General features: G+C 63.9%; 13 protein-coding genes. 8 read left to right on the forward strand and 5 right to left on the reverse strand.

Annotated elements, in window-relative coordinates; all coding sequences use genetic code 11:
• The first annotated feature begins 40 nt into the window (after positions 1 to 40).
• Together Q1W70_RS20390 and Q1W70_RS20395 are read left to right on the forward strand one after the other, a co-directional pair.
• Positions 41 to 349, forward strand: a complete 309-nt coding sequence (locus Q1W70_RS20390; RefSeq protein WP_166589059.1) for a hypothetical protein — start codon at positions 41 to 43, stop codon at positions 347 to 349.
• A gap of 206 nt (positions 350 to 555) precedes the next feature.
• Positions 556 to 4,470 (forward strand): dermonecrotic toxin domain-containing protein, encoded by a 3,915-nt coding sequence (locus tag Q1W70_RS20395; protein WP_302097815.1) that lies wholly within the window; start codon positions 556 to 558, stop codon positions 4,468 to 4,470.
• A 28-nt stretch (positions 4,471 to 4,498) separates the two neighbouring features.
• Here the strand turns inward: Q1W70_RS20395 and Q1W70_RS20400 are convergent, their stop codons facing one another.
• Both Q1W70_RS20400 and Q1W70_RS20405 read right to left on the reverse strand, forming a co-directional pair.
• On the reverse strand, positions 4,499 to 4,993 hold the full coding sequence (locus Q1W70_RS20400; RefSeq protein ID WP_302097817.1) for a DUF934 domain-containing protein: 495 nt from the start codon (positions 4,991 to 4,993) through the stop codon (positions 4,499 to 4,501).
• On the reverse strand, positions 4,977 to 6,635 hold the full coding sequence (locus Q1W70_RS20405; protein WP_302097818.1) for a nitrite/sulfite reductase: 1,659 nt from the start codon (positions 6,633 to 6,635) through the stop codon (positions 4,977 to 4,979). The genes Q1W70_RS20400 and Q1W70_RS20405 overlap by 17 nt, the downstream gene beginning before the upstream one ends.
• A gap of 521 nt (positions 6,636 to 7,156) precedes the next feature.
• On the opposite strand from Q1W70_RS20405, the gene Q1W70_RS20410 reads away from it, so the two are divergent.
• The gene (locus Q1W70_RS20410) at positions 7,157 to 8,242 is read left to right on the forward strand and encodes an ABC transporter substrate-binding protein (protein WP_302097819.1); all 1,086 of its coding nucleotides are present in this window, start codon (positions 7,157 to 7,159) and stop codon (positions 8,240 to 8,242) included.
• An 8-nt stretch (positions 8,243 to 8,250) separates the two neighbouring features.
• On the opposite strand, the gene Q1W70_RS20415 is transcribed toward Q1W70_RS20410, so the two are convergent.
• The 3 genes from Q1W70_RS20415 to Q1W70_RS20430 all read right to left on the reverse strand — a co-directional run bounded on the left by Q1W70_RS20415 (position 8,251) and on the right by Q1W70_RS20430 (position 12,204).
• Positions 8,251 to 8,469 (reverse strand): DUF2970 domain-containing protein, encoded by a 219-nt coding sequence (locus tag Q1W70_RS20415; RefSeq protein WP_166589055.1) that lies wholly within the window; start codon positions 8,467 to 8,469, stop codon positions 8,251 to 8,253.
• 263 nt (positions 8,470 to 8,732) lie between these two features.
• A complete protein-coding gene (locus tag Q1W70_RS20425) occupies positions 8,733 to 10,505 on the reverse strand; it encodes an acyl-CoA dehydrogenase C-terminal domain-containing protein (protein WP_166589054.1) in 1,773 nt (590 codons plus the stop codon).
• 76 nt (positions 10,506 to 10,581) lie between these two features.
• Positions 10,582 to 12,204: an acyl-CoA synthetase gene (locus Q1W70_RS20430; RefSeq protein ID WP_302097820.1), complete on the reverse strand. Its 1,623-nt coding sequence runs from the start codon at positions 12,202 to 12,204 to the stop codon at positions 10,582 to 10,584.
• 207 nt (positions 12,205 to 12,411) lie between these two features.
• On the opposite strand from Q1W70_RS20430, the gene Q1W70_RS20435 reads away from it, so the two are divergent.
• The 5 genes from Q1W70_RS20435 to Q1W70_RS20455 all read left to right on the forward strand — a co-directional run bounded on the left by Q1W70_RS20435 (position 12,412) and on the right by Q1W70_RS20455 (position 19,995).
• Positions 12,412 to 14,688: a PAS domain-containing sensor histidine kinase gene (locus tag Q1W70_RS20435; protein WP_302097821.1), complete on the forward strand. Its 2,277-nt coding sequence runs from the start codon at positions 12,412 to 12,414 to the stop codon at positions 14,686 to 14,688.
• 4 nt (positions 14,689 to 14,692) lie between these two features.
• Positions 14,693 to 15,328: a response regulator transcription factor gene (locus Q1W70_RS20440; protein WP_166589051.1), complete on the forward strand. Its 636-nt coding sequence runs from the start codon at positions 14,693 to 14,695 to the stop codon at positions 15,326 to 15,328.
• Positions 15,329 to 15,780: 452 nt separating this feature from the next.
• The gene (locus tag Q1W70_RS20445; protein WP_166589168.1) at positions 15,781 to 16,452 is read left to right on the forward strand and encodes an ABC transporter ATP-binding protein; all 672 of its coding nucleotides are present in this window, start codon (positions 15,781 to 15,783) and stop codon (positions 16,450 to 16,452) included.
• Positions 16,449 to 18,926 (forward strand): ABC transporter permease, encoded by a 2,478-nt coding sequence (locus Q1W70_RS20450; protein WP_302097822.1) that lies wholly within the window; start codon positions 16,449 to 16,451, stop codon positions 18,924 to 18,926. Before Q1W70_RS20445 ends, Q1W70_RS20450 begins: the two co-directional genes overlap by 4 nt.
• Entirely contained in the window at positions 18,916 to 19,995 is a 1,080-nt protein-coding gene (locus Q1W70_RS20455) for a lipocalin-like domain-containing protein (RefSeq protein ID WP_265537924.1), read from the forward strand. Before Q1W70_RS20450 ends, Q1W70_RS20455 begins: the two co-directional genes overlap by 11 nt.
• Positions 19,996 to 20,135: the final 140 nt, after the last annotated feature.

Raw genomic sequence — 20,135 nt, forward strand, 5'->3', positions numbered from 1 at the left:
ATGCTGGATGTTCATTAATCAGCAGCAAGGATGTTGCGCCATGACTAAAAGCAACCCATACAATACCGATCCTGATGTGTTTGCCCTCTTTGAAAAAGCCTTGCCCAAGCAAGGGATGTTTCTCATTGATGATGTCCTGACCAGGGACCTGAAAGTGGTCTCGCGCTCGCGGGATGATCAAATTGAGTACAGCTTTATCAAGTCCTATGGAAAGAACCCGGGACAGGTGGACTTCAAGGTGTTCATTGAAGGTTCGCGCTGGGGGGATTTGAATGGCCGCTTGTTTGATGACATATCGGGCCTGGTCGCTGCCCTGCGTAGTAGAGGCTTGCAACACGTCCAGTTATGAGCCCCCTGCGGCTAAACATGACGACAGGCTTTTTCCCAAGCCCTGAACACAAGGAGTGATCCTCGGTTCGGGGCTTTTTCGTCATGGCGGATATCTGACTTTATGTGTCGGGATTTTACCGCCCATTGGCGACTTTTCCGGCACGGTACCAGCGGTTCGATCGCTTAGGCTGGGGGTTTCCCACTCCAGTGCAATGGAACTGCCTGATGATTAAGTCTGAACACCCTCTGCCCGCGACGCTTTCGCGCCAAGACCTCAAGGTCACCGTAGACACAGCCCTGCCGCTATCGCCCGCGCAGTTCGCCAACCAACTGATTCAGGCCAGGTGGGGTCGCGACATCGATCCGGCGACCGCGCAACTGGTCACGCTCAACTACGCCTATCACGGTCACCCTGCGCTGGAGGGTGTCGAGCAGGGGCGGGTGGCGCATACCCAGAGTCTGAGCCAGGTAGTGCTGGGCAACTATCAAACCGTCGGTGACGGGCGTTTTGGCGAGACAGCGTTCGGTTTGTATACGCCACCCGATATCGGCCCGGCTGTGCGAATCGTCGCCAAGGTCGATGAGTTTGCCTACGTCGGCAATGGCAACCATGACACCTATGAAGGGATCTACCGCCAGGTCGACCCGCCAACCTACGGCCCCTCCACCCAGCTGAAAATCCGCCCTGCGGACTTCAAGCGCTGGGTCTGGGAGCTGGAGCTGAAGGACCGCTACCGTGACTATCTGGACCAGGCCTGGCCCACCGATGAGGTCATCAGTGCCGCGCCAGCCTACCCGCTGCGCACCTCGGTCAAGACGGCTCTGGTCATGGCGGCGTACTTGCAGCGCCAGGAGCGCAGCCTGAGCGAACAGGGGCTGGCCATCGTCCTGCAAGCGGCTGGCCTGGCACCGCAACAGCCATGGGCACAGGTGACGCTCGAGCAGTTGCAGGCGCCGAGTCGCAGCACGCGGCAGATCGAAGTCGCGCGCCTGGTGATCTATCGCTACAGCGCCACCGATATCTGGAGTTTTGGTCATCCCGGCGACCCCCGGATCGTGCTGTGCATCCCCGGCAATTCCTCACCGCTGCATGAGTTTGCCGATACTCATGCGCTCCGTGCCTGGATCGTGGAACAGGCCAGGGATGCCGGTAAAAAAGCGGCCCTGGCTGCCCACTTTGCCGAAGATGATCGTGTCGATGGGACCTTTCACGCCGGGGTCCTGACGGCCCTGGAGGGCATGACGATCTATCCCCGGCAACACCATCTGCAGCCGGGTCACGGTTTTTTCAATGATGACGGCTATTGGGACCCCGCCGAGTACATCCATTTGGACATAGCCCCTCGGGCGACTGACCCGTTCGCACAATGGGTCCTGAGTATGAAACAGGCGGCCCGTGCCAGCGTTGAAAGCATCCGCGATGACGCACAGGTCAATCGCGATAACCTCAGTGCGGTGGTCGAACCCATGGTGCAGTGGATCAACCGCTATGCCCCCTTGGCCCTGTTTGTCCCCGGCGGCGAAGGTCTGCTGGCGCTGGCCGGGATCATCGATGCCGGGTATGGCCTGGACCAGGCCGTCAATGGCCGTGATCCGCAGACGCAGGCGGACGGTGCGACACGGCTGGTGTTTGGCTTGCTCAATGCCCTGCCATTGTTGCGGGCCGGTGCGGTGTTGCGGGGCGAGGGTGGCGCGTTGGAGCCGTCGATACACCCAGAACCCGCTGCCGAGGCCCCAAAGGACCCAGGCGTCAGTCTCGCCCCCGCTGAACGCTCTACATCGGCCCCGTCACCCGCTGCGGCCACGCGCCTGACCTTGCTGCGTGGGCTCGGGGCCCCTGTCGTGTCGTTGAGTGATGAGGCGTTGCAACAGATCGCCAAGGTCAGCACGGTCGATGACGATATGCTGCGCCTGATGCAGGCCGGGGGGCGGCCACCGACGCCGTTGCTGGCCGATACCCTCAGCCGTTTCCAGCTCGACCAGGAACTGGCCAGCGTCGCCGATCCGGCCACCCGTGCCGAGTTGTTCAACCGCCGTTATCGGGCACTCCAGGATTCGGAGAATGAGTGGGTGCGCCTGTTTCAATGCCAGTACCCCGGCCTGCCGAAAACCGTCGTGGAGCAGATGCTCGACCGCTCGGGGGTTGACCTTGCCCAGGGCCTCGATCCCGTCGCCAGCCGCCAAGTGCTCAAGCGGCTCGACGCCAAGGCTCGCCAGTATCAGCAGCACGTGCGCCTGAATCGGGCGTATGAAGGGCTGTACCTGCGCGCGATGAGCAACCCGGAGTCGGACACCCTGGCCCTGCATACCCTCGGGCGCCTGCCTGGCTGGCCGAAGGGCATGCGGATCGAGGTGCTGGACGGCTCGATCAGTGGGCCTGTGCTGGATCAAGTCGGTCCAACCCAGGGCGCCGATTGTCGGCGCTTGATCCGGGTCGGCGCCCGGTATCTGCCGTCCGGCGTGGCCCCCAACGCCGAGGCCGCGATGGACCTCTATACCGGATTGCTGGCACAGCTCTCTGAAGAGCAGCGTGCCGCCCTGGGGTTGCACGGGGCGGATCAGGCCGCGCAGTTGCGCCGGTGCCTTGCGGACCAGGCGTTGTCGCGCTCCGAACTCATGCACGGCCTGGGCCGGATGGATTTCGGCCTGCCGTTCGACACGCAAGGGCTGGCAGGCGGCGGTTTTCCCTCGACCCTGCAGGGCAGTGCGCTGACCCATGAAACCATGCGCCTGCAGGTGCGCGAGCTGTATCCCGACTTCACCGATGCCCAGGCTGATGAGCTGCTGCAACGCGAAGGCACGGGAGCCGCGGCCTGTCTCGACGGGCTGCACAATCAGCTCAATCAACTGTTGGCGCAACTCAACCTCTGGCTCGACCAGACTGCGCAGGACATCGGCGACATACAGCATGACTTTCTCGCGGTCGGCGATGCCGAGGCGGCCGGGATGAACGAGGCTCAGGTGCAGGCGCGCAACCTCGAAATGCTGCACGCCGACATTGGCCATGAGCGTGAAGCGCGCAAGGAACTGGCCCAAGACCTGCTTGCGATCTGGCAGCAGCGCGCGCCGGTCGCCGGAAACCTGTACAGCGGCAATGCCACCCAGGGTTTCTCGATCAACATGGATTTCGAGGAGTTCCACAGCCTGCCGAATCTCGATGTACGGTTCAGTGGGGTGCGCGAACTGTCGATGCGCGATCTGCACTTGGTGGAGCGTGAGAGTCTGAATGTCTTTTTGCAGAGCATGCCGAATTTGCGCAGCCTGAATCTGGAGCGATTGGACCTGCGCCTGCTGGCCAGCGAGGATGACCTGCAAGGCCGATTGCCTGGCGCAATCGTCGACATGAAGGGCTTGCAGAGCCTCAACCTGCGGTCCACCTTCCTGGTGTTGGATGAGCGCAGCGCCGGCCAGTTGGGTGGCTTGAAGCACCTGCAGAAGCTGGACCTGAGTGACAACCCCCTGGGCGTTCCACCGCTGGTCATGGGGCTGAACGAACTGCAGGTGCTGAACCTGCAGGGCACGGGCATCAGCCGTTGCCCGGTCGGTGTCGCCGAGCAACCCTACCTGACTTCACTGGACCTGCGGGACAACCAGATCAGCCGCGTTCCCCAGGCCATCCTCAACCAGGCGGTGTCCCGTGATCGGCTGGGGTTGTGGGGCAACCCGCTGACGGATGAGGACACCCTGCTGCGTCTGGTCGAGCACCGCGAACGTACCGGCATCAATCTCTGGCTGAGCGAGCCGGGCGAGGGGTATGGCAGCGCCCAGCCTTGGCTGGCGGAAGGTGACCCGGTGTTACAGCAGGCTCGTCAGGCGGTCTGGCAGCGCCTGTCCTCCCGGCCCTCGGGCACGGCGTTGCTACGGGTCATCGATGGGCTGAGCCTGAGCGCGGACTTCCAGGTCGACTATCTGGCGTTACAGGCGCGTGTCTGGCAACTGTTGGTCGAGGCCGATGCCAGTGAAGAGTTGTGGGGCTGGTTATGCCAGCGTCTCGAATCGACGCCGGGCGATGCGCACAACCCATTCAGGTTGTTCGCAGTGCTGGAAAACCGCGCCCGGCTATACCGTGATTGGGTGGCGTTGGGGCGGCCTATATCGATGGCGGGGCAGGACCTGCCTCGAGCGGGGGAAGCGCCTTGAACCCGGGGTCGGGTCCAAGGCGCGACGATCAGCGGCGACGGAACAGCGGCAGCGGTTCGTCAGTGGCGGCCTGGTAGGTCACCGAGAAGTCCTTGAGGCTTTCCAGGGCTTCGTACGGGTCTTTGTCGGCACGCAAGGCGTAGGCGTCAAACCCGCAGCGACGCAGGTAGAACAACTGATCGCGCAGGATGTCGCCAATCGCCCGCAGCTCACCTTTGAAGCCGTAGCGGTCGCGCAGCAGACGGGCGTTGGAGTAGTTGCGGCCGTCGGTGAACGCCGGGAAATTGAGGGCGATGACCTGGAATTTATCCACGTGGTCACCGATTTCCTCGGCTTCTTCATCGGCGTCCAGCCACACGCCCAGGCCGCCATCGCGGGCCAGGAGCATGCGCCCGTGTTCGCGCCACAGTTGCAACGGCACGATGTAGTCGTCGCAGTTGCTGATTTCATCGATGTTGAAATCCTTGGGCAGCAAGTGCCAGGTTTCGTCGATGACTTCGTTGTTCTTAATGATTCGCTGCATAGACGCGTTCCTTGAAGAGGTCGATGCCGATACGTTGATAGGTGTCGATGAAGCGCTCGTTTTCGGTACGTTGTTCCACGTACACGTCGATCAGCTTCGAGATCACGTCCGGCATGGCGTCCTGGGCGAAGGACGGGCCGAGGATCTTGCCCAGGCTGGCGTCGCGGCTGGCGCTGCCACCCAGGGACACCTGGTAGAACTCTTCACCTTTCTTGTCCACCCCGAGGATGCCGATGTGGCCGACGTGGTGGTGACCGCAGGCGTTCATGCAACCGGAGATGTTCAGGTCCAGTTCACCGATGTCGAACAGGTAGTCCAGGTCGTCGAAGCGACGCTGGATCGATTCGGCAATCGGGATCGACTTGGCGTTGGCCAGGGAGCAGAAGTCACCGCCCGGGCAGCAGATGATGTCGGTCAGCAGGCCGATGTTCGGCGTCGCAAAACCTTGCTCGCGCAGCTCGCCCCACAGGGTAAACAACTGGCTCTGCTCGACGTCGGCGAGAATGATGTTCTGCTCGTGGGAGGTGCGCAGTTGACCAAAGCTGAAGCGATCGGCCAGGTCGGCCACGGCGTCCAGCTGTTTGTCGGTCAGGTCGCCCGGGGCAACGCCGGTAGGCTTGAGCGACAGGGTCACAGCAACATAACCCGGCTTCTTGTGGGCCAGGGTGTTGCGGGTGCGCCAGCGGGCGAAGCCTGGGTGTTGCTGGTCGAGTTCGGCCAGTTCGGCGTTCTGGTTGTCCAGGGCCTTGTAGTCCGGATCGACGAAATGCTTGGCGACACGGTGCACTTCTGCTTCGGTCAGGGTGGTCTGGCCACCGCGCAGGTGCTCCATTTCCGCGTCGACTTTCTGAGCGAACACTTCCGGCGTCAGGGCCTTGACCAGGATCTTGATCCGCGCCTTGTACTTGTTGTCGCGACGGCCATAGCGGTTGTACACACGCAGGATGGCGTCGAGGTAGCTCAACAGGTCTTGCCAGGGCAGGAATTCATTGATGAACGCCCCCACCACCGGCGTACGCCCGAGGCCGCCGCCCACCAGCACGCGGAAACCCAGTTCGCCTGCGGCGTTGTGCACCGGCTCCAGGCCAATGTCATGGACTTCGATGGCGGCGCGGTCGGAAGTCGAACCGTTGATCGCAATCTTGAACTTGCGCGGCAGGTAGGCGAATTCCGGGTGGAAGGTGGTCCACTGGCGCACGATCTCGCACCATGGGCGCGGATCGATCAACTCGTCGGACGCCACACCGGCAAACTGGTCGGTGGTGACGTTGCGCAGGCAGTTGCCGCTGGTCTGGATCGCGTGCATCTGCACGGTGGCCAGCTCAGCCAGGATGTCCGGAATGTCTTCCAGCGCCGGCCAGTTGAACTGCACGTTCTGCCGGGTACTGATGTGGGCATAACCCTTGTCGTAGTCGCGAGCGATCTTGGCCATCATTCGCGTCTGCCGCGAAGTCAGTTGGCCATAAGGCACGGCAACCCGCAGCATCGGGGCGAAGCGCTGGATATAAAGGCCATTTTGCAGGCGCAGGGGGCGGAATTCTTCTTCGCTCAGCTCGCCTGCCAGATAGCGTCGGGTCTGATCACGGAACTGCTTGACGCGGTCCTCGATGATCCGCTGATCGTACTCGTCGTATACGTACATATAAGTCCTGTTCTCAGGCTTGGGCCCCTCGGAAAATCGCGGCGTTTCTCGCTCGCTGAGTTCCGAAAATGCCTTGGCAATTCTGCGCGCACGGCCGCGCACTCCCCACGGAGCCGGGGCAAGATACCAGTTTGCGTTTATGCGCAAAAGTGATGTTTGAGTATATGTAAAGAACCAAATCGACTAATGAGACTGATTATTGTCTTACCCTTATTTGTCGTATGGGCAATCCTCGACTTAACTGTGATCGAGACTTCATGCAATCACCGATAAAACCGACAAGAGGCGATGCAATGAGCAATCCGACCAAAGCAGGCAAAAGCGATAGCAGCGTCGATGCGTGGGCGATTCTGTTCCTGATCATCCTGGTAGTGGGTACTGCCGTGTACTGGGTCAGCCATCAGTAAACCCCGTGACCGGGCCCTGATTCGCTGATTGTCGGACGAAACGTTAATTGACCGCGATGTACCAGCCAGTGGCCGGCTATAATGCGCGGCTAATTTTCGGGGCTCGGTTGTTTAATGTTCAGGTTCGTGTGGGGGATTTTGCTGACGCTTTGCGCGGTCTTCGGACCGGGTGCGCAAGCGGCGTCGGTGGTATTCCTCAATCCGGGAACCACCACGGAAGTGTTCTGGGTCAGCTACACCCAATTCATGCAGGCCGCTGCTCGCGATCTGGGCATGGACCTGCAGGTCCGTTATTCCCAGCACGTGGCGCAAACCACCATCGAGCAGGCACGCGAAGTGCTACTGGGCCCCAACCGCCCGGATTACCTGGTGTTCGTCAACGAGCAGTATGTCGCCCCGCAAATCCTGCGTCTGTCCCAAGGCAGCGGGGTCAAGCTGTTCATGGTCAACAATGCCCTGACCGCCGACCAACTGGCGTTACTGGGCGATGCGCGGGAAAAATACCCTGACTGGCTCGGCAGCCTGGTGCCCAACGACGAGGAGGGCGGCTACCTGATGCTCAAGGAGCTGATCCGCCAACATCCGCCCGTCGCCCCCGGCCAGAAGCTGGAGTTGCTGGCGTTTTCCGGGTTGAAGATCACCCCGGCCGCGCAGTTGCGGGAAAAAGGCATGCAACGTGCGCTGCGTGAGCACCCCGAGGTGCAATTGCGACAGATGGTCTATGGCGCCTGGAACCGCGAGCGCGCCCATGAGCAGGCCACCCAGTTGTTCAAGCGTTACCCCAGGGTGTCGCTGATCTGGTCCGCCAATGACGAAATGGCCTTCGGCGCCATGCAGGCCTACGAGGAGCTGGGTGGACAACCGGGCAAGGGCGCCTTGTTCAGCGCGGTCAATACCTCGCCGGCGGTGTTGCAGGCGTTGGTGGACGGGCGCTTGAGCGTGTTGGTGGGCGGCCATTTCAGCCTCGGCGGCTGGGCCCTGGTGCAGTTGCATGACTATGACCAGGGCGTGGCCGTCGAACAGTACGGCGGGCGCGACCGGCAAGTGCCGCTGTTGCAGTTGATCAACCGTGATCAGGCCCGGCGCCTGCTGGCGCTGCGCGACAGCCAGGGTTACGGGGTGAATTTCCGCAGTCTGTCGGCCAAGGGCCGTCCAACCAGCTACCGCTATCCGTTCAGCCTGCAGATCCTGATGCGCTGAACCGCCTGCTAGACCCCGGCCAGATACACCACCAGCTTGACGATGGCAAACAGCGTCAGGGCAAACACCGCCGTGAACACAATCCCCAACAGCACAAAATGACTCGGCTTGCCGTGGGTAAAGTCGCGGGCGCGGTTCTTCCCGCTTTGTACGCCAAAGGCCGCCGCCATCACGCTGTGCAGCATCTGCCAGAAGCTGGGGGGCTTGTTGTCGACTGGATCGTCCATACATCCCTCGTCACCGGTGAGTGTCAGCCAAGCATAGCCAAACTTCCCGGCAGCGCAGGGGCTCAGGGCTTCACCGACACGCCTGAGGAACTCAAGCCCCCATGGTGAGGGCGGGGTGAACTACCTGGTTTCGGCGCAGTACCAGGACAGCGGCCATGTCCTGCGAGCGAGCAACGGCCAGTTCACCGCCACCCGCTTCAGCAAAGCATCCGCACCTCAGCTGTCCCCCGCGACCGGGCCCGGCTCAAGGCGAGGGCAGGGCCTCAGAACTGTTCGGCGCTGAGCTCGAACAGCGGCTGGCTGCCGGCGCGAATCGCTTGCTCCAGGCCCAGCACCCTGGGCAACAGGCGCTGCATGTAGAACTTGGCGGTGGCCAGTTTCGCGCCGTAGAACTCGGGATCGTCCTGCAGCTTGTGTTTGGCCACCTGGGCCATGCGTGCCCAGAGCCAGGCGTAGGCGACATAACCGAACAGGTGCAGGTACTCCACCGAGGCTGCGCCGATTTCGTTGCGATCGTTCGCGGCCTGGTCTTCCAGCCAGTCGCTGAGGTCCTCCAGACGGTGCGCCGCCTCAATCAATTGCGCGCGGTAGGGCGCATCGGGCTGTTGGGCGAACTGGTGGATTTCGCCGGTAAACAGGCGCAACGTCACGCCGCCATCGGCCAGCACCTTGCGCCCGAGCAGGTCCAGGGCCTGGATGCCATTGGTGCCTTCGTAGATCTGCGCGATGCGCACGTCTCGCACCAGTTGCTCCTGGCCCCATTCCCGGATGTAGCCATGGCCGCCAAACACTTGCTGGCCGTGGATACAGCTTTCCAGGCCGGTGTCGGTGAAGAACGCCTTGGCCACGGGTGTCAGCAGGGCCACCAGGGCCTGGGCGCGATCCTGTTCGGCTGCGTCGGGGGAGAACTTCGCCAGGTCCAGCTGTTGCCCGACATAACTGGCGAATGCCCGGCCGCCTTCGGTCATGGCCTTGATGCTCAGCAGCATGCGCCGCACATCGGGGTGGACGATGATCGGGTCGGCAACCTTGTCCGGGGCGCTGGCACCGTTGGCTGCCCGACCCTGCAGGCGGTCACGGGCGTAGGCCACGGCGTTCTGGTACGAGGCTGCGGCGCAGCCGATGCCCTGGATACCGACGGACAGACGCTCGTAGTTCATCATGGTGAACATCGCCGCCAGGCCCTTGTTGGCTTCGCCTACCAGCCAGGCGCTGGCGCCGTCGAAGTTGATCACGCAGGTGGCCGAGGCCTTGATGCCCATCTTGTGTTCGATCGAACCACAGCTCACCGCGTTGGCCGCGCCGAGGGAGCCGTCCGGGTTGACCAGCACCTTGGGCACCACAAACAGCGAGAGCCCCTTGGGGCCGGGTGGTGCATCCGGCAGCTTGGCCAGGACCAGGTGGATGATGTTTTCGGTCAGGTCCTGGTCGCCCCCGGTGATGAAGATCTTGCTGCCGCTGATCCGGTAACTGCCATCGGCCTGGGGTTCGGCACGGCTGCGGACAATCCCCAGGTCGGTGCCGGCATGGGCTTCGGTCAGGCACATGGAGCCGGCCCAGCGGCCTTCATACATGGGCGGCAGATAGAGGCGTTTGAGGGTGTCGCTGGCGTGGGCATCCAGGGCCAGGCAGGCTCCGGAGCTCAGGGCGGAATACAGGGCGAAGCTGGAGTTGGCGGCGTAGAGCATTTCCTCGAACTGCACGGCGAGCATCTTGGGCATGCCCATGCCGCCGAACTCGGGGTTGCCGGACAGGCCGACCCAGCCGCCTTCGATGTAGGTGGCGTAGGCCTGCTGGAACCCTTCGGGGGTGCTGACCTGGCCGTCGTGCCACTGGGCACCTTGTTCGTCGCCACTGCGATTCAGCGGGGCGATCAGTTGGCCGGTGACTTTGGCCGCCTCCTCGAGAATGGCATCGGCGGTGGCGGCGTCGACCGTCTCGGCCAAAGCCGGCAGGCGCGCCCACAAGGCCTGGGCGTCGAACACTTCATGCAGGACAAAGCGCATGTCGCGCAACGGGGCGTTGAATTCGGGCATTTCGTGAACCTCAATGGGACTGTGGACACGGCGGGGTCTACACCCCGCCGCCGGACGGCTGGACCAAACGCCTGGTTTACAGGGCCTGGGCCCGCTCGCGCAGGAGGTACTTCTGGATCTTGCCGGTGGAGGTCTTCGGCAGCAGGGTGAAGACCACGCTGCGCGGCACCTTGAAACCGGCCAGGTGGTCGCGGCAGAAGCCAATGATGTCGGCCTCGCTGACGTCCTGGTGATCGGCCTTCAGGGTGATGAAGGCACAGGGGGTTTCTCCCCACTTCTCATCGGGGCGGGCCACCACGGCCGCTTCCAGCACACCGGGGTGGCGATACAGCACGCCTTCCAGTTCGATGGTGGAAATGTTCTCGCCGCCGGAAATGATGATGTCCTTGAGCCGGTCCTTGATCTCGATGTAGCCGTCGGCATGACACACCGCCAGGTCGCCGGTGTGGAACCAGCCGCCGGCAAACGCCTCGGCGGTGGCGGTTGGGTTTTTCAGGTAGCCCTTCATCACGGTGTTGCCACGCATGAAGACCTCACCGATGGTCTGGCCGTCGCGCGGGGTGGGCGCCAGGGTGCGCGAGTCGCCGACCATCACCCCTTCCAGCGTCGGGTAACGCACCCCCTGGCGGGATTTGATCTGCGCCCGTTCATCCAGGGGCAGTTCGTCCCACTCGGTGTGCCAGGCACACAGCGTCACCGGGCCATAGGTTTCGGTCAGGCCATAGACGTGAGTGACCTTGATGCCCATTTCCTCCACGGCGCCAATCACCTTGGCCGGCGGTGCGGCACCGGCGACCATGGCGTTGACCGGGTGATCGATGGCCGCCTTCGCCGACTCGGGCATGTTGACCAGCGCATTGAGCACGATGGGCGCGCCGCACAGGTGCGTGACCTGGTGCTCGCGGATCAGGTTGAGGATGCGCTGCGGATCGACCCGGCGCAGGAATACGTGCACGCCGGCCAGCGCGGTGATGGTCCAGGGGTAGCACCAACCGTTGCAATGGAACATCGGCAGGGTCCAGAGGTACACCGGGTGGTTGCCGATGGACCAGGTCATCTGGTTGCCCAGGGAGTTCAGGTAGGCCCCGCGATGGTGGTACACCACGCCCTTGGGATTGCCCGTGGTGCCGGAGGTGTAGTTCAGCGAAATGGCCTGCCACTCGTCCGCCGGCCACTGCCAGGCAAAGTCAGGGTCGCCTTCGGCCAGCAGCGCTTCATAGTCCAGCTCGCTGACTGCCTCGCCTTCGCCGTACTCCGGATCGTTGACATCGATCACCAGTGGCGGGTGATCGAGCATGCCCAGTGCCGCGTGGATCACCCCGTGGAATTCACGGTCGGTGATCAGTACACGGGCTTCGCCATGCTGGAGCATGAAGGCGATGGCTTCGGCATCCAGGCGCACGTTGAGTGGGTTGAGCACGGCGCCGATCATCGGTATGCCGAAATGCACTTCGAGCATCTCGGGAATGTTCGGCAGCATCACCGCCACGGTATCGCCCTGGCCGATCCCGCGTCCGGCCAGGGCCGAAGCCAGGCGGCGGCAACGGTCGTAAGTCTGCGCCCAGGTACGGCGGATCGAGCCGTGGATCACGGCGGGGTAGTGGGGGTAGATGCTGGCAGTACGCTCGATGAAGCTCAGGGGCGACAAGGCGATGTGATTGACCGGGGCAGGGCTGAGCCCTTGTTCATAAATCGACATGACGGATTCTCGATGGCTGATTGTTAGCTCTACGGATGTCCCTGGGGCGCGGCGGCCTGGGTCATCTCTTGGGTCCGGTAGACTTTATATAACATTCGCCGATGTATATGGAAGTTAAACCTAAGCACTATAGTATATGTACTATATTTGTTTCTTCCCAAGCCATGACCGGTATATGCTGGCCGCCCCGAATGAAGTAGACCTGCAATGACCCACGTTCCCGTTCGATTGCACAGCTGGTTGCGCCTGCAGCGCGAGGGTGTGCCCCTGGCAGCGCGGGCCGATGCCTTGTGCCGTGTGTTGCAGGATTGCCCTGAAGTGCGCCGGGCGTTCTACCTGAGCTGGCAACCCGAGGCACGGCTCTACAGCCATGCCGGTGCTGCCCGGCATTTTCCGCCGGGGCAGGGCGATCCGGCGTTGGCCAGCGATCAGCGCTTGTTCGAACACCTGCAGCAAGTGGGGCGCCTGGACCTGGCCCAGGTGCGGCACCTCGATTGCTGGCTGGCCGGGCGCCTGCGCCGGGCCGCCATTCGCCATGGCCAGGTATTCGAGCTGGCGTTGCACGCGGGGCAGCCGGGGCTGTTGCTGATTGAAGTGTGCGAGGGCGTCAGCCTCGACTGGCTGGGCTGGGTCCATGACCTGTTGACGACCCTCTTGCACAGCGCCAATGGCACGCTGCGCGCGTCACCGCTGTTGGGCCACGATCCGCAGCCGAGCCTGCTGCTCGATGCCCAGGGCCGGACGCTGGAATGCAACGCCGCACTGTTGGCCTTGCTCGGCGATAAGTCGTTGGCCGAGGTGCCGGGTTTGTTGCCGGTCAACCACCGGGAGCTGGTGCGCGCCTGCCTGGAACAGCAGCGCGCCATCGACGGGGTCGAGGCCCAGTGCCAGACGCAGATCCTGATCTGGACTTTTATCCCCGACCCACAGGATGAGCGTGTGCTCGCTCGCTGCCGCGACGCGACCACCCAGGTGCTGGCCGCGCGCGAAGCGGCCACGGCCCGTCGGCTGTACCGCTTGATCATCGAGAACACCACCGACCTGATTTCCCGGCACACCCCCGACGGGCGCTTTCTCGACGCCTCGCCGGCGTCCTGGACCCTGCTGGGCTACTGGCCGGAGCAATTGCGCGGGCGCCTGGCCCGCAGCCTGTTTCATGAGCATGACCTGCACAGCCTGGTGCAGCGGGCGCGGGATGCGCTGGAGCAGGACGGTTATCACACCATGACTTACCGCATCCGCCACTGTGACGGCCATTACCTGTGGTTCGAAACCGCGAGCCGGGCGATCCGCGAAACCTACACCGGGGCGGTGGTCGAAGTGGTCAGCGTGTCCCGTGACATCACCGCCCGGGTGCAGGCCGAGGAGAACAAGCGGCGCCTGGCCGAGGTGGTCGAGGTCAATACCGATCCGGTGCTGTTCATCGACCCGCAGGGGCAGGTGACTTACCTCAATCCGGCGGCCCGCCGCCTGCTCGGGATCGCCGACGCACAACCGCTGCCGGAGCTGGCCGCGTTGTTTGCCGGTGACGACCTGGCGCGGCTGCAGCGTGACGGCTGGAGCAGTGCCGAGCGCGATGGCGTGTGGAGCGGCGACGCACGCCTGCAACCCTTGGCAGGCGCCAGCTCGGTGCCGGTCTCGCTGGTGCTGCTGGCCCACCGTTCCGCCGGTGGCGAGCGCTACTACTCGCTGGTGGCGCGGGACATGACCGAACGGGAATTGCGCGAAGCCCAGCAGCGCCGGCATCAGGACGAACTGGCCCACACCGCGCGAGTGGTGACCCTGGGCGAACTGGCCTCGGGCATTGCCCACGAAATCAATCAACCGCTGGCGGCCGTGGTCAACTATGCCAATGCCAGCCAGCGTTATTTGCAAAGCCTGGAGAGCAATCCCCAGGCCGCGGAAAAAGTTGCCCAGGGCCTGCAACGCATCACCCATCACGCCACCCACGCCTCGCAAGTGATCAGTCGGCTACGGGCGTTTCTGCGCAAGGGTCAACGGCGCATGCAGGCCTTGGACTTTGCCGAGGTGGCGCGCGGTGCCGTACGTTTGTGCGCCTGGGAGGCGAGCAATTGGCAAGTGACAATCGAGGATCGCCTGCCGGATAATCTGCCGCCCGTGTATGCCGACCGGGTGTTGCTGGAACAAGTGCTGCTCAATCTGTTGCGCAATGCCATCGATGCCAACCGCGAGCGCCATCCCTGCCAGCCTTCGCTGATCCTGATGGCGGCGCAGCAAGGCAGCGCGGGTAACGTCGAGATCACGGTGCATGACCAGGGGCCGGGTGTCAGCGAGTCGCAACTGGCGCAGCTGTTCACCCCGTTCTACACCAGCAAGCCCGACGGGCTGGGCCTCGGCCTGTCCATGAGCCGCAGCATCATCGAAGGTTTTGGTGGCGAGCTTGAGGCCCGGCGCCAGGCCGTCGGCTTGCTGATGAGCTGCCGCCTGCCGCTGGCCGGCCCAACCAGACAACCTCAGGAATAATGTAATGGCGGGTGCGACAGAACACGTGGTGTATGTGGTCGACGATGATCAGGGCATGCTCGACTCAACGGTCTGGCTGCTGGAGTCGGTGGGGCTCAAGGCCTTGCCGTTTACCAGTGGCGTCGAGTTTCTCAATGCCTGCGATGCCAGCCTCGACGCCTGCGTCTTGCTCGACGTGCGCATGCCCGGCATGGGCGGCTTGAACGTGCAGGAGGAAATGCGCCAGCGCGAACTGAACCTGCCGATTATTTTTGTCAGCGGTCACGCCGATGTGCCGATTGTGGTGCGCGCCTTCAAGGCCGGTGCCCATGACTTCATCGAGAAACCCTACAACGAGCAGTTGCTGCTGGACAGTGTGCAACAGGCGCTGAGCAATGGCGCCGCCGGGCGCTCCGGCAATCAGGGGCACCAGGCCTTGCAGGCGCGCCTGCAGACGTTGACGCCACGAGAGCGCGATGTGTTGCTGCCGCTGGTACAGGGTTACACCACTCGGGAAATCGCTGAGCAACTGGGTGTCAGTGCCAAGACGGTCGACCTGTATCGTTCGCGGGTGATGAAGCGGATGCTGGCTCAGACGTTGCCGGATCTGGTGGGGATGGCTATTGCGGCGGGGTTGGTGGATCCGCTGCAACTGCGGTGATTTTGGGGTTTGTGTACATAGCCACTGCTGCGGTAACGGCGGCTGATGGCTCCGCCCTTACGGCGGGTCACTTGGAAAAACGGAACGCCGTCCGACCCCAAGTAACCAAGGGCTCTTACCCCTGACGTACGGCCCCTCGCTACGGTATCCATCCGGGGGGCATCGCCTCCGGCCTGCTTTTCCTGGTGTACCAATCTCCCCCTGTGGGAGCGGGCTTGCCCGCGATGGCGATCTGCGCCACACCGTAGATTTCGACATGCCCCCCAATTCCCCGTAACAGCTGCCGAGCCTGCGTTCGAGGACGCAGTCCTCGCCGCCCTTCACTCCTGAACCTTGACCAGGCCTGTCTGGATCGCCGTCTCCCCCGACAATCGTCAAACGACAAAATCCATGCAGGGCCGATGACCCCGTCCGCTATCCTTGAGCTCTCTGTCACCGAGCGAGCGTTGCCCATGCTCGAGGTTCAAGGGGTGTTCAAGAGCTACGCCACCGCCCAAGGGCCCTTGCCGGTGTTGTTGGGGGTCGACCTGCGCCTGGAACAGGGCAGCAGCCTGGCGCTGATGGGCGAGTCGGGCAGTGGCAAAAGCACGCTGCTGCACCTGGTGGCCGGGCTGGATCAGGTCGATCGCGGCCACATCCGGATCAACCAGCAGCCATTGGAGGGGATGAACGAACGCCAGCGCGCTCATTGGCGGCGCACTGAAATCGGCCTGGTGTTCCAGCAGTTCAACCTGATCGGCAGCTTGCGCGTGGAGGACAACCTGGCCTTCCAGGCGCGTCTGGCCGGGCGCCTGGATCCGGCCTGGCAGGCGCAGCTGGTGGAGCGCCTGGGCCTGGGGGATCTGCTCAGGCGCTACCCGGAACAACTGTCCGGTGGCCAGCAGCAGCGTGTGGCGCTGGGGCGGGCGCTGGCCTCGCGACCGCCCTTGTTACTGGCGGATGAGCCCACCGGCAGCCTCGATGAAAGCAGCAGCGACGAGGTGCTCGACTTGATGCTCGAACTGCTCGCCGACAGCCCCAGCAGTTTGCTGATGGTCACCCACAGTCCGCGGATCGCGGCGCGGCTGGCGCAGCGGGTGGTGTTGCACGGCGGACGCCTGGTCGACTCTGGCCCGCGGTCATGAACGTCTGGTGGCAAACCCTGCGGGCGCTGCTCAGCCACTGGCGCCGGCATCCGGTGCAGTTGTTCAGCGTGCTTATCGGCTTGTGGCTGGCCAGCGGCCTGCTGACCGGGGTCCAGGCGCTGAACAGCCAGGCGCGCGACAGCTACGCCCGGGCCAGTCAGTTGATCGGTGGCGAACCCCAGGCCAGCCTCGTGGCTGTCGATGGCGCAACCTTCGGGCAACAACTGTTCGTCGAGTTGCGCCAGGCGGGCTGGCCGGTGTCGCCGGTGTTGCAGGCCCGGGTGCAACTCAAGGACCAGCCCGACCAACGTTTGTTACTGCTGGGCATCGAGCCCCTGTCGTTGCCCATGGGCTCGGCGCTGGCCGGGCAAGCCCTGACGCTGGAGCAGAGGGTCGATTTTGTCAGCCCGCCGGGACGGACCTGGATTGCCCCGACAACGATGCAAACCCTGGGACTGCGCGAAGGCGACCGGCCGTTGACCACCACCGGCCGCACCTTGCCCGCGCTGCACGGGCAAGCCGACATGGCGCCCGGCGTGCTGTTGGTGGACATCGGCATGGCGCAGCAGGTGCTGCAATTGCCCGAGCAGCTTTCGCGCCTGCTGTTGCCCAAGGACTTTGCCGCCAGCGCGCCGCCGTTGCCGCAGGCCGTGAGCGCGCGTTTGCAGCTCAAGCGCAGTGACGAGGAAAACAATCTGGCGCGGCTCACCGAGAGCTTTCACCTGAACCTGGATGCCTTGGGCGTGCTGTCGTTTGTCGTCGGCCTGTTTATCGTCCACGCCGCCATCGGCCTGGCTCTGGAGCAGCGCCGAGGCCTGTTCCGGACCTTGCGCGCCTGTGGCGTGAGTGCGCGGTCGCTGATCGGCTGCCTGTGCCTGGAACTGGCGGGCCTGGCCTTGCTCGGTGGTCTGTTGGGGGTGGCCAGCGGTTACTTGCTGGCCAGTGCCTTGCTGCCCGACGTCGCCGCCAGCCTGCGCGGGTTGTATGGCGCCGAGGTGGCAGGGCAGTTGAGCCTCAGCCCCTGGTGGTGGTTCAGTGGCCTGGGCTTGAGCCTGCTGGGTGCCTTGTTGGCGGGGGGCAACAGCCTGCTGCGTGCGGCGCGCATGCCGCTGCTGGCGGTGGCCAATCCGCAGGCCTGGCACCAGGCCCACGCCCGCTGGTTGCGACGCCAGGCCTGGGTCGCCCTGGGTGCCGCGGTGATGGGGCTGCTGGCATGGGCCTGGGGCGACAGCCTGGCCAGTGGTTTTGTGTTGATGGCGGCGCTGCTGCTGGCGGCCGCCCTGGGTTTGCCGGTGCTGCTCGATGGCCTCCTGAATCTGTTGGCGCGGCGCCGTAGCTCGGTACTCGGGCAGTGGTTTCTCGCCGATTGCCGCCAGCAATTGCCGGCCCTGAGCCTGGCCCTGATGGCGCTGCTGCTGGCGCTGGCCGCCAACATCGGGGCGGGTAGCATGACCGCCGGCTTTCGCCTGACCTTCAATGACTGGCTGGAGCAACGCCTCAGCGCCGAGCTCTACGTCAATCCGCAGAACCCGGCGCAGGCCACGGCTTTGCAGCACTGGCTGGCCCGGCAAAACCTCGACGCGGTGTTGCCCAGTTGGCAGGTCGCACTGTCGTTGCAAGGCTGGCCGGCGGACCTGTACGGGGTGATCGACGACCCCAGCTACCGTACGCACTGGCCCTTGCTCGAAGCCCTGGGGGACCAACCCTGGGACCAGTTGGCGACGGGGGACAGGCTGATGCTCAGCGAGCAACTGGCACGCCGGCTCAAGGTGCGCCTGGGCGATCACCTGAGCATTGCCACGCCCCAGGGGCCGTGGTCGGTGCAATTGATCGGGATCTACGCTGACTACGGCAACCCCAAGGGGCACTTGTTAGTGAATTCCGAGCAGTTGCTGCGACATTGGCCAGGGCTGGCCCCCAGTCGTTTCAACCTGCGGCTGCAGCCGGCACGGATTCCTGCACTGCTCAGCGCCTTGCACAGGGACTTTGCCCTGGATGACAGCCGCATTGTCGATCAGGCCCGGCTCAAGGGCTGGTCGAGCGAGGTCTTCGAGCGCACCTTTGCCGCCACGGCGGCGCTCAACAGCCTGACGCTGGGGGTGGCCGGCGTGGCCTTGTTCATCAGCCTGCTGACCCAAAGCGACAGTCGTCTCGGGCAACTGGCACCGTTGTGGGCGCTGGGGGTGACCCGCCGCCAGTTGATGCTGCTCAACCTCGGGCAGACCTGGTTGCTGGCGCTGTTGACCCTGGTGCTGGCGTTGCCCCTGGGCATCGCGCTGGCCTGGTGCCTGGACACGGTGATCAATGTCCAGGCATTCGGCTGGCGCCTGCCGTTGCGGGTGTTTCCCCTGCAGTTGGCACAACTGATGGGGCTGGCGCTGGTGGCCACGTTGCTGGCCTCGGCCTGGCCCTTGTTCAAGCTGTACCGCAGCCAGCCTGCGGACTTGCTCAGGCGGTTTGCCCATGACGATTAACCGGCTGTCTGCGTTGCTGGTGCTGGCGCTGGCATTGGCCGGGTGCGATAAGCCACCGCCTGACGACCAGGGGTTCGCCGGCCTGGGCAGCGATGCGGCGGCCTTCAGTCAGGTGACCCCCGGGCGCACGTTCAGCTTCCCCGCCGATCACGCCGCCCATGAAGGCTATCGCATTGAATGGTGGTACCTCACGGCCAATCTCAAGGACGCCCAGGGGCGTGAGTTCGGGGTGCAGTGGACGCTGTTTCGCAACGCCCTCAAGCCCGGCCCCGAGCAGCCGGGCTGGGCCAGTCAGGTGATCTGGCTGGGCCATGCCGCCGTAACTTCGGCCACCGCGCATCATGCTGGCGAACGCTACGCTCGCGGCGGAGTGGGTCAGGCCGGGGTCCAGGGCGTGCCCTTTGCGGCGTGGATCGATGACTGGCGCCTGAGCAGCCGGGCTGAGGCCCAGGAGCCGTTGGCCGAGATGCAGGTGCAGGCCAGTGGCGCGGGCTTTGCCTATCAACTGCAACTGACGACCCGCCGGCCCTTGGTGCTGCAGGGCGAGCAGGGTTTCAGTCGCAAGTCCGAGCAGGGCCAGGCCTCGTACTACTACAGCCAACCGTTTTTCCAGGCGCGCGGCACCCTGGAGATCGATGGCGTGCATTACCAGGTCAGTGGCCCGGCCTGGCTTGACCGGGAGTGGAGCAGCCAGCCGTTGCTGGCCGGGCAGAGCGGTTGGGACTGGTTTTCCCTGCACCTGGACAGTGGCGCGCACCTGATGCTGTTCCGGGTCCGGGAGAAGGACGGGCGAGGCTACCTCAGTGGCACCTGGATCTACCCCGACGGCAGCAGCCGAAGCTTGTCGCGCCAGGAGATCAGCCTGACGCCCTTGGCCCGTAGCGAAGTGGCGGGGCGCCAGTTGCCGACCCAATGGTCGCTCAAGGTGGCGGGCGAGGGGTTGGACATTCGGGTCGCGGCGCTGAACCCCAGGGCCTGGATGGCCTTGCGCATTCCTTATTGGGAAGGTCCGGTGCAATTGAGTGGCACTCACTCGGGCACCGGCTACCTGGAAATGACCGGTTATTGAGGGCTGATTTGCAGTCCGCGGTGCTGTGCGGGAAGTTTTTAGGAAAAGTGCTGATCTATGTCTATGCTCACTCGACACACAAGACTTTAGGCTTGCGTAGTAAGTCACTGCCCATATTTATTGCACAGGGAATGTATCGC

The organism is Pseudomonas kielensis (assembly GCF_030505375.1).
GTDB lineage: Bacteria > Pseudomonadota > Gammaproteobacteria > Pseudomonadales > Pseudomonadaceae > Aquipseudomonas > Aquipseudomonas kielensis.

Excerpts from the sequence above, each read along its gene's own strand:
- Q1W70_RS20390 (WP_166589059.1), top strand. The coding sequence starts at position 41 with ATGACTAAAAGCAACCCATACAATACCGATCCTGATGTGTTTGCCCTC.
- Q1W70_RS20455 (WP_265537924.1), top strand. The coding sequence starts at position 18,916 with ATGACGATTAACCGGCTGTCTGCGTTGCTGGTGCTGGCGCTGGCATTG.
- Q1W70_RS20440 (WP_166589051.1), top strand. The coding sequence starts at position 14,693 with ATGGCGGGTGCGACAGAACACGTGGTGTATGTGGTCGACGATGATCAG.
- Q1W70_RS20450 (WP_302097822.1), top strand. The coding sequence starts at position 16,449 with ATGAACGTCTGGTGGCAAACCCTGCGGGCGCTGCTCAGCCACTGGCGC.
- Q1W70_RS20415 (WP_166589055.1), bottom strand. The coding sequence starts at position 8,469 with ATGGACGATCCAGTCGACAACAAGCCCCCCAGCTTCTGGCAGATGCTG.
- Q1W70_RS20400 (WP_302097817.1), bottom strand. The coding sequence starts at position 4,993 with ATGCAGCGAATCATTAAGAACAACGAAGTCATCGACGAAACCTGGCAC.
- Q1W70_RS20395 (WP_302097815.1), top strand. The coding sequence starts at position 556 with ATGATTAAGTCTGAACACCCTCTGCCCGCGACGCTTTCGCGCCAAGAC.
- Q1W70_RS20430 (WP_302097820.1), bottom strand. The coding sequence starts at position 12,204 with ATGTCGATTTATGAACAAGGGCTCAGCCCTGCCCCGGTCAATCACATC.
- Q1W70_RS20405 (WP_302097818.1), bottom strand. The coding sequence starts at position 6,635 with ATGTACGTATACGACGAGTACGATCAGCGGATCATCGAGGACCGCGTC.
- Q1W70_RS20435 (WP_302097821.1), top strand. The coding sequence starts at position 12,412 with ATGACCCACGTTCCCGTTCGATTGCACAGCTGGTTGCGCCTGCAGCGC.
- Q1W70_RS20425 (WP_166589054.1), bottom strand. The coding sequence starts at position 10,505 with ATGCCCGAATTCAACGCCCCGTTGCGCGACATGCGCTTTGTCCTGCAT.
- Q1W70_RS20410 (WP_302097819.1), top strand. The coding sequence starts at position 7,157 with ATGTTCAGGTTCGTGTGGGGGATTTTGCTGACGCTTTGCGCGGTCTTC.
- Q1W70_RS20445 (WP_166589168.1), top strand. The coding sequence starts at position 15,781 with ATGCTCGAGGTTCAAGGGGTGTTCAAGAGCTACGCCACCGCCCAAGGG.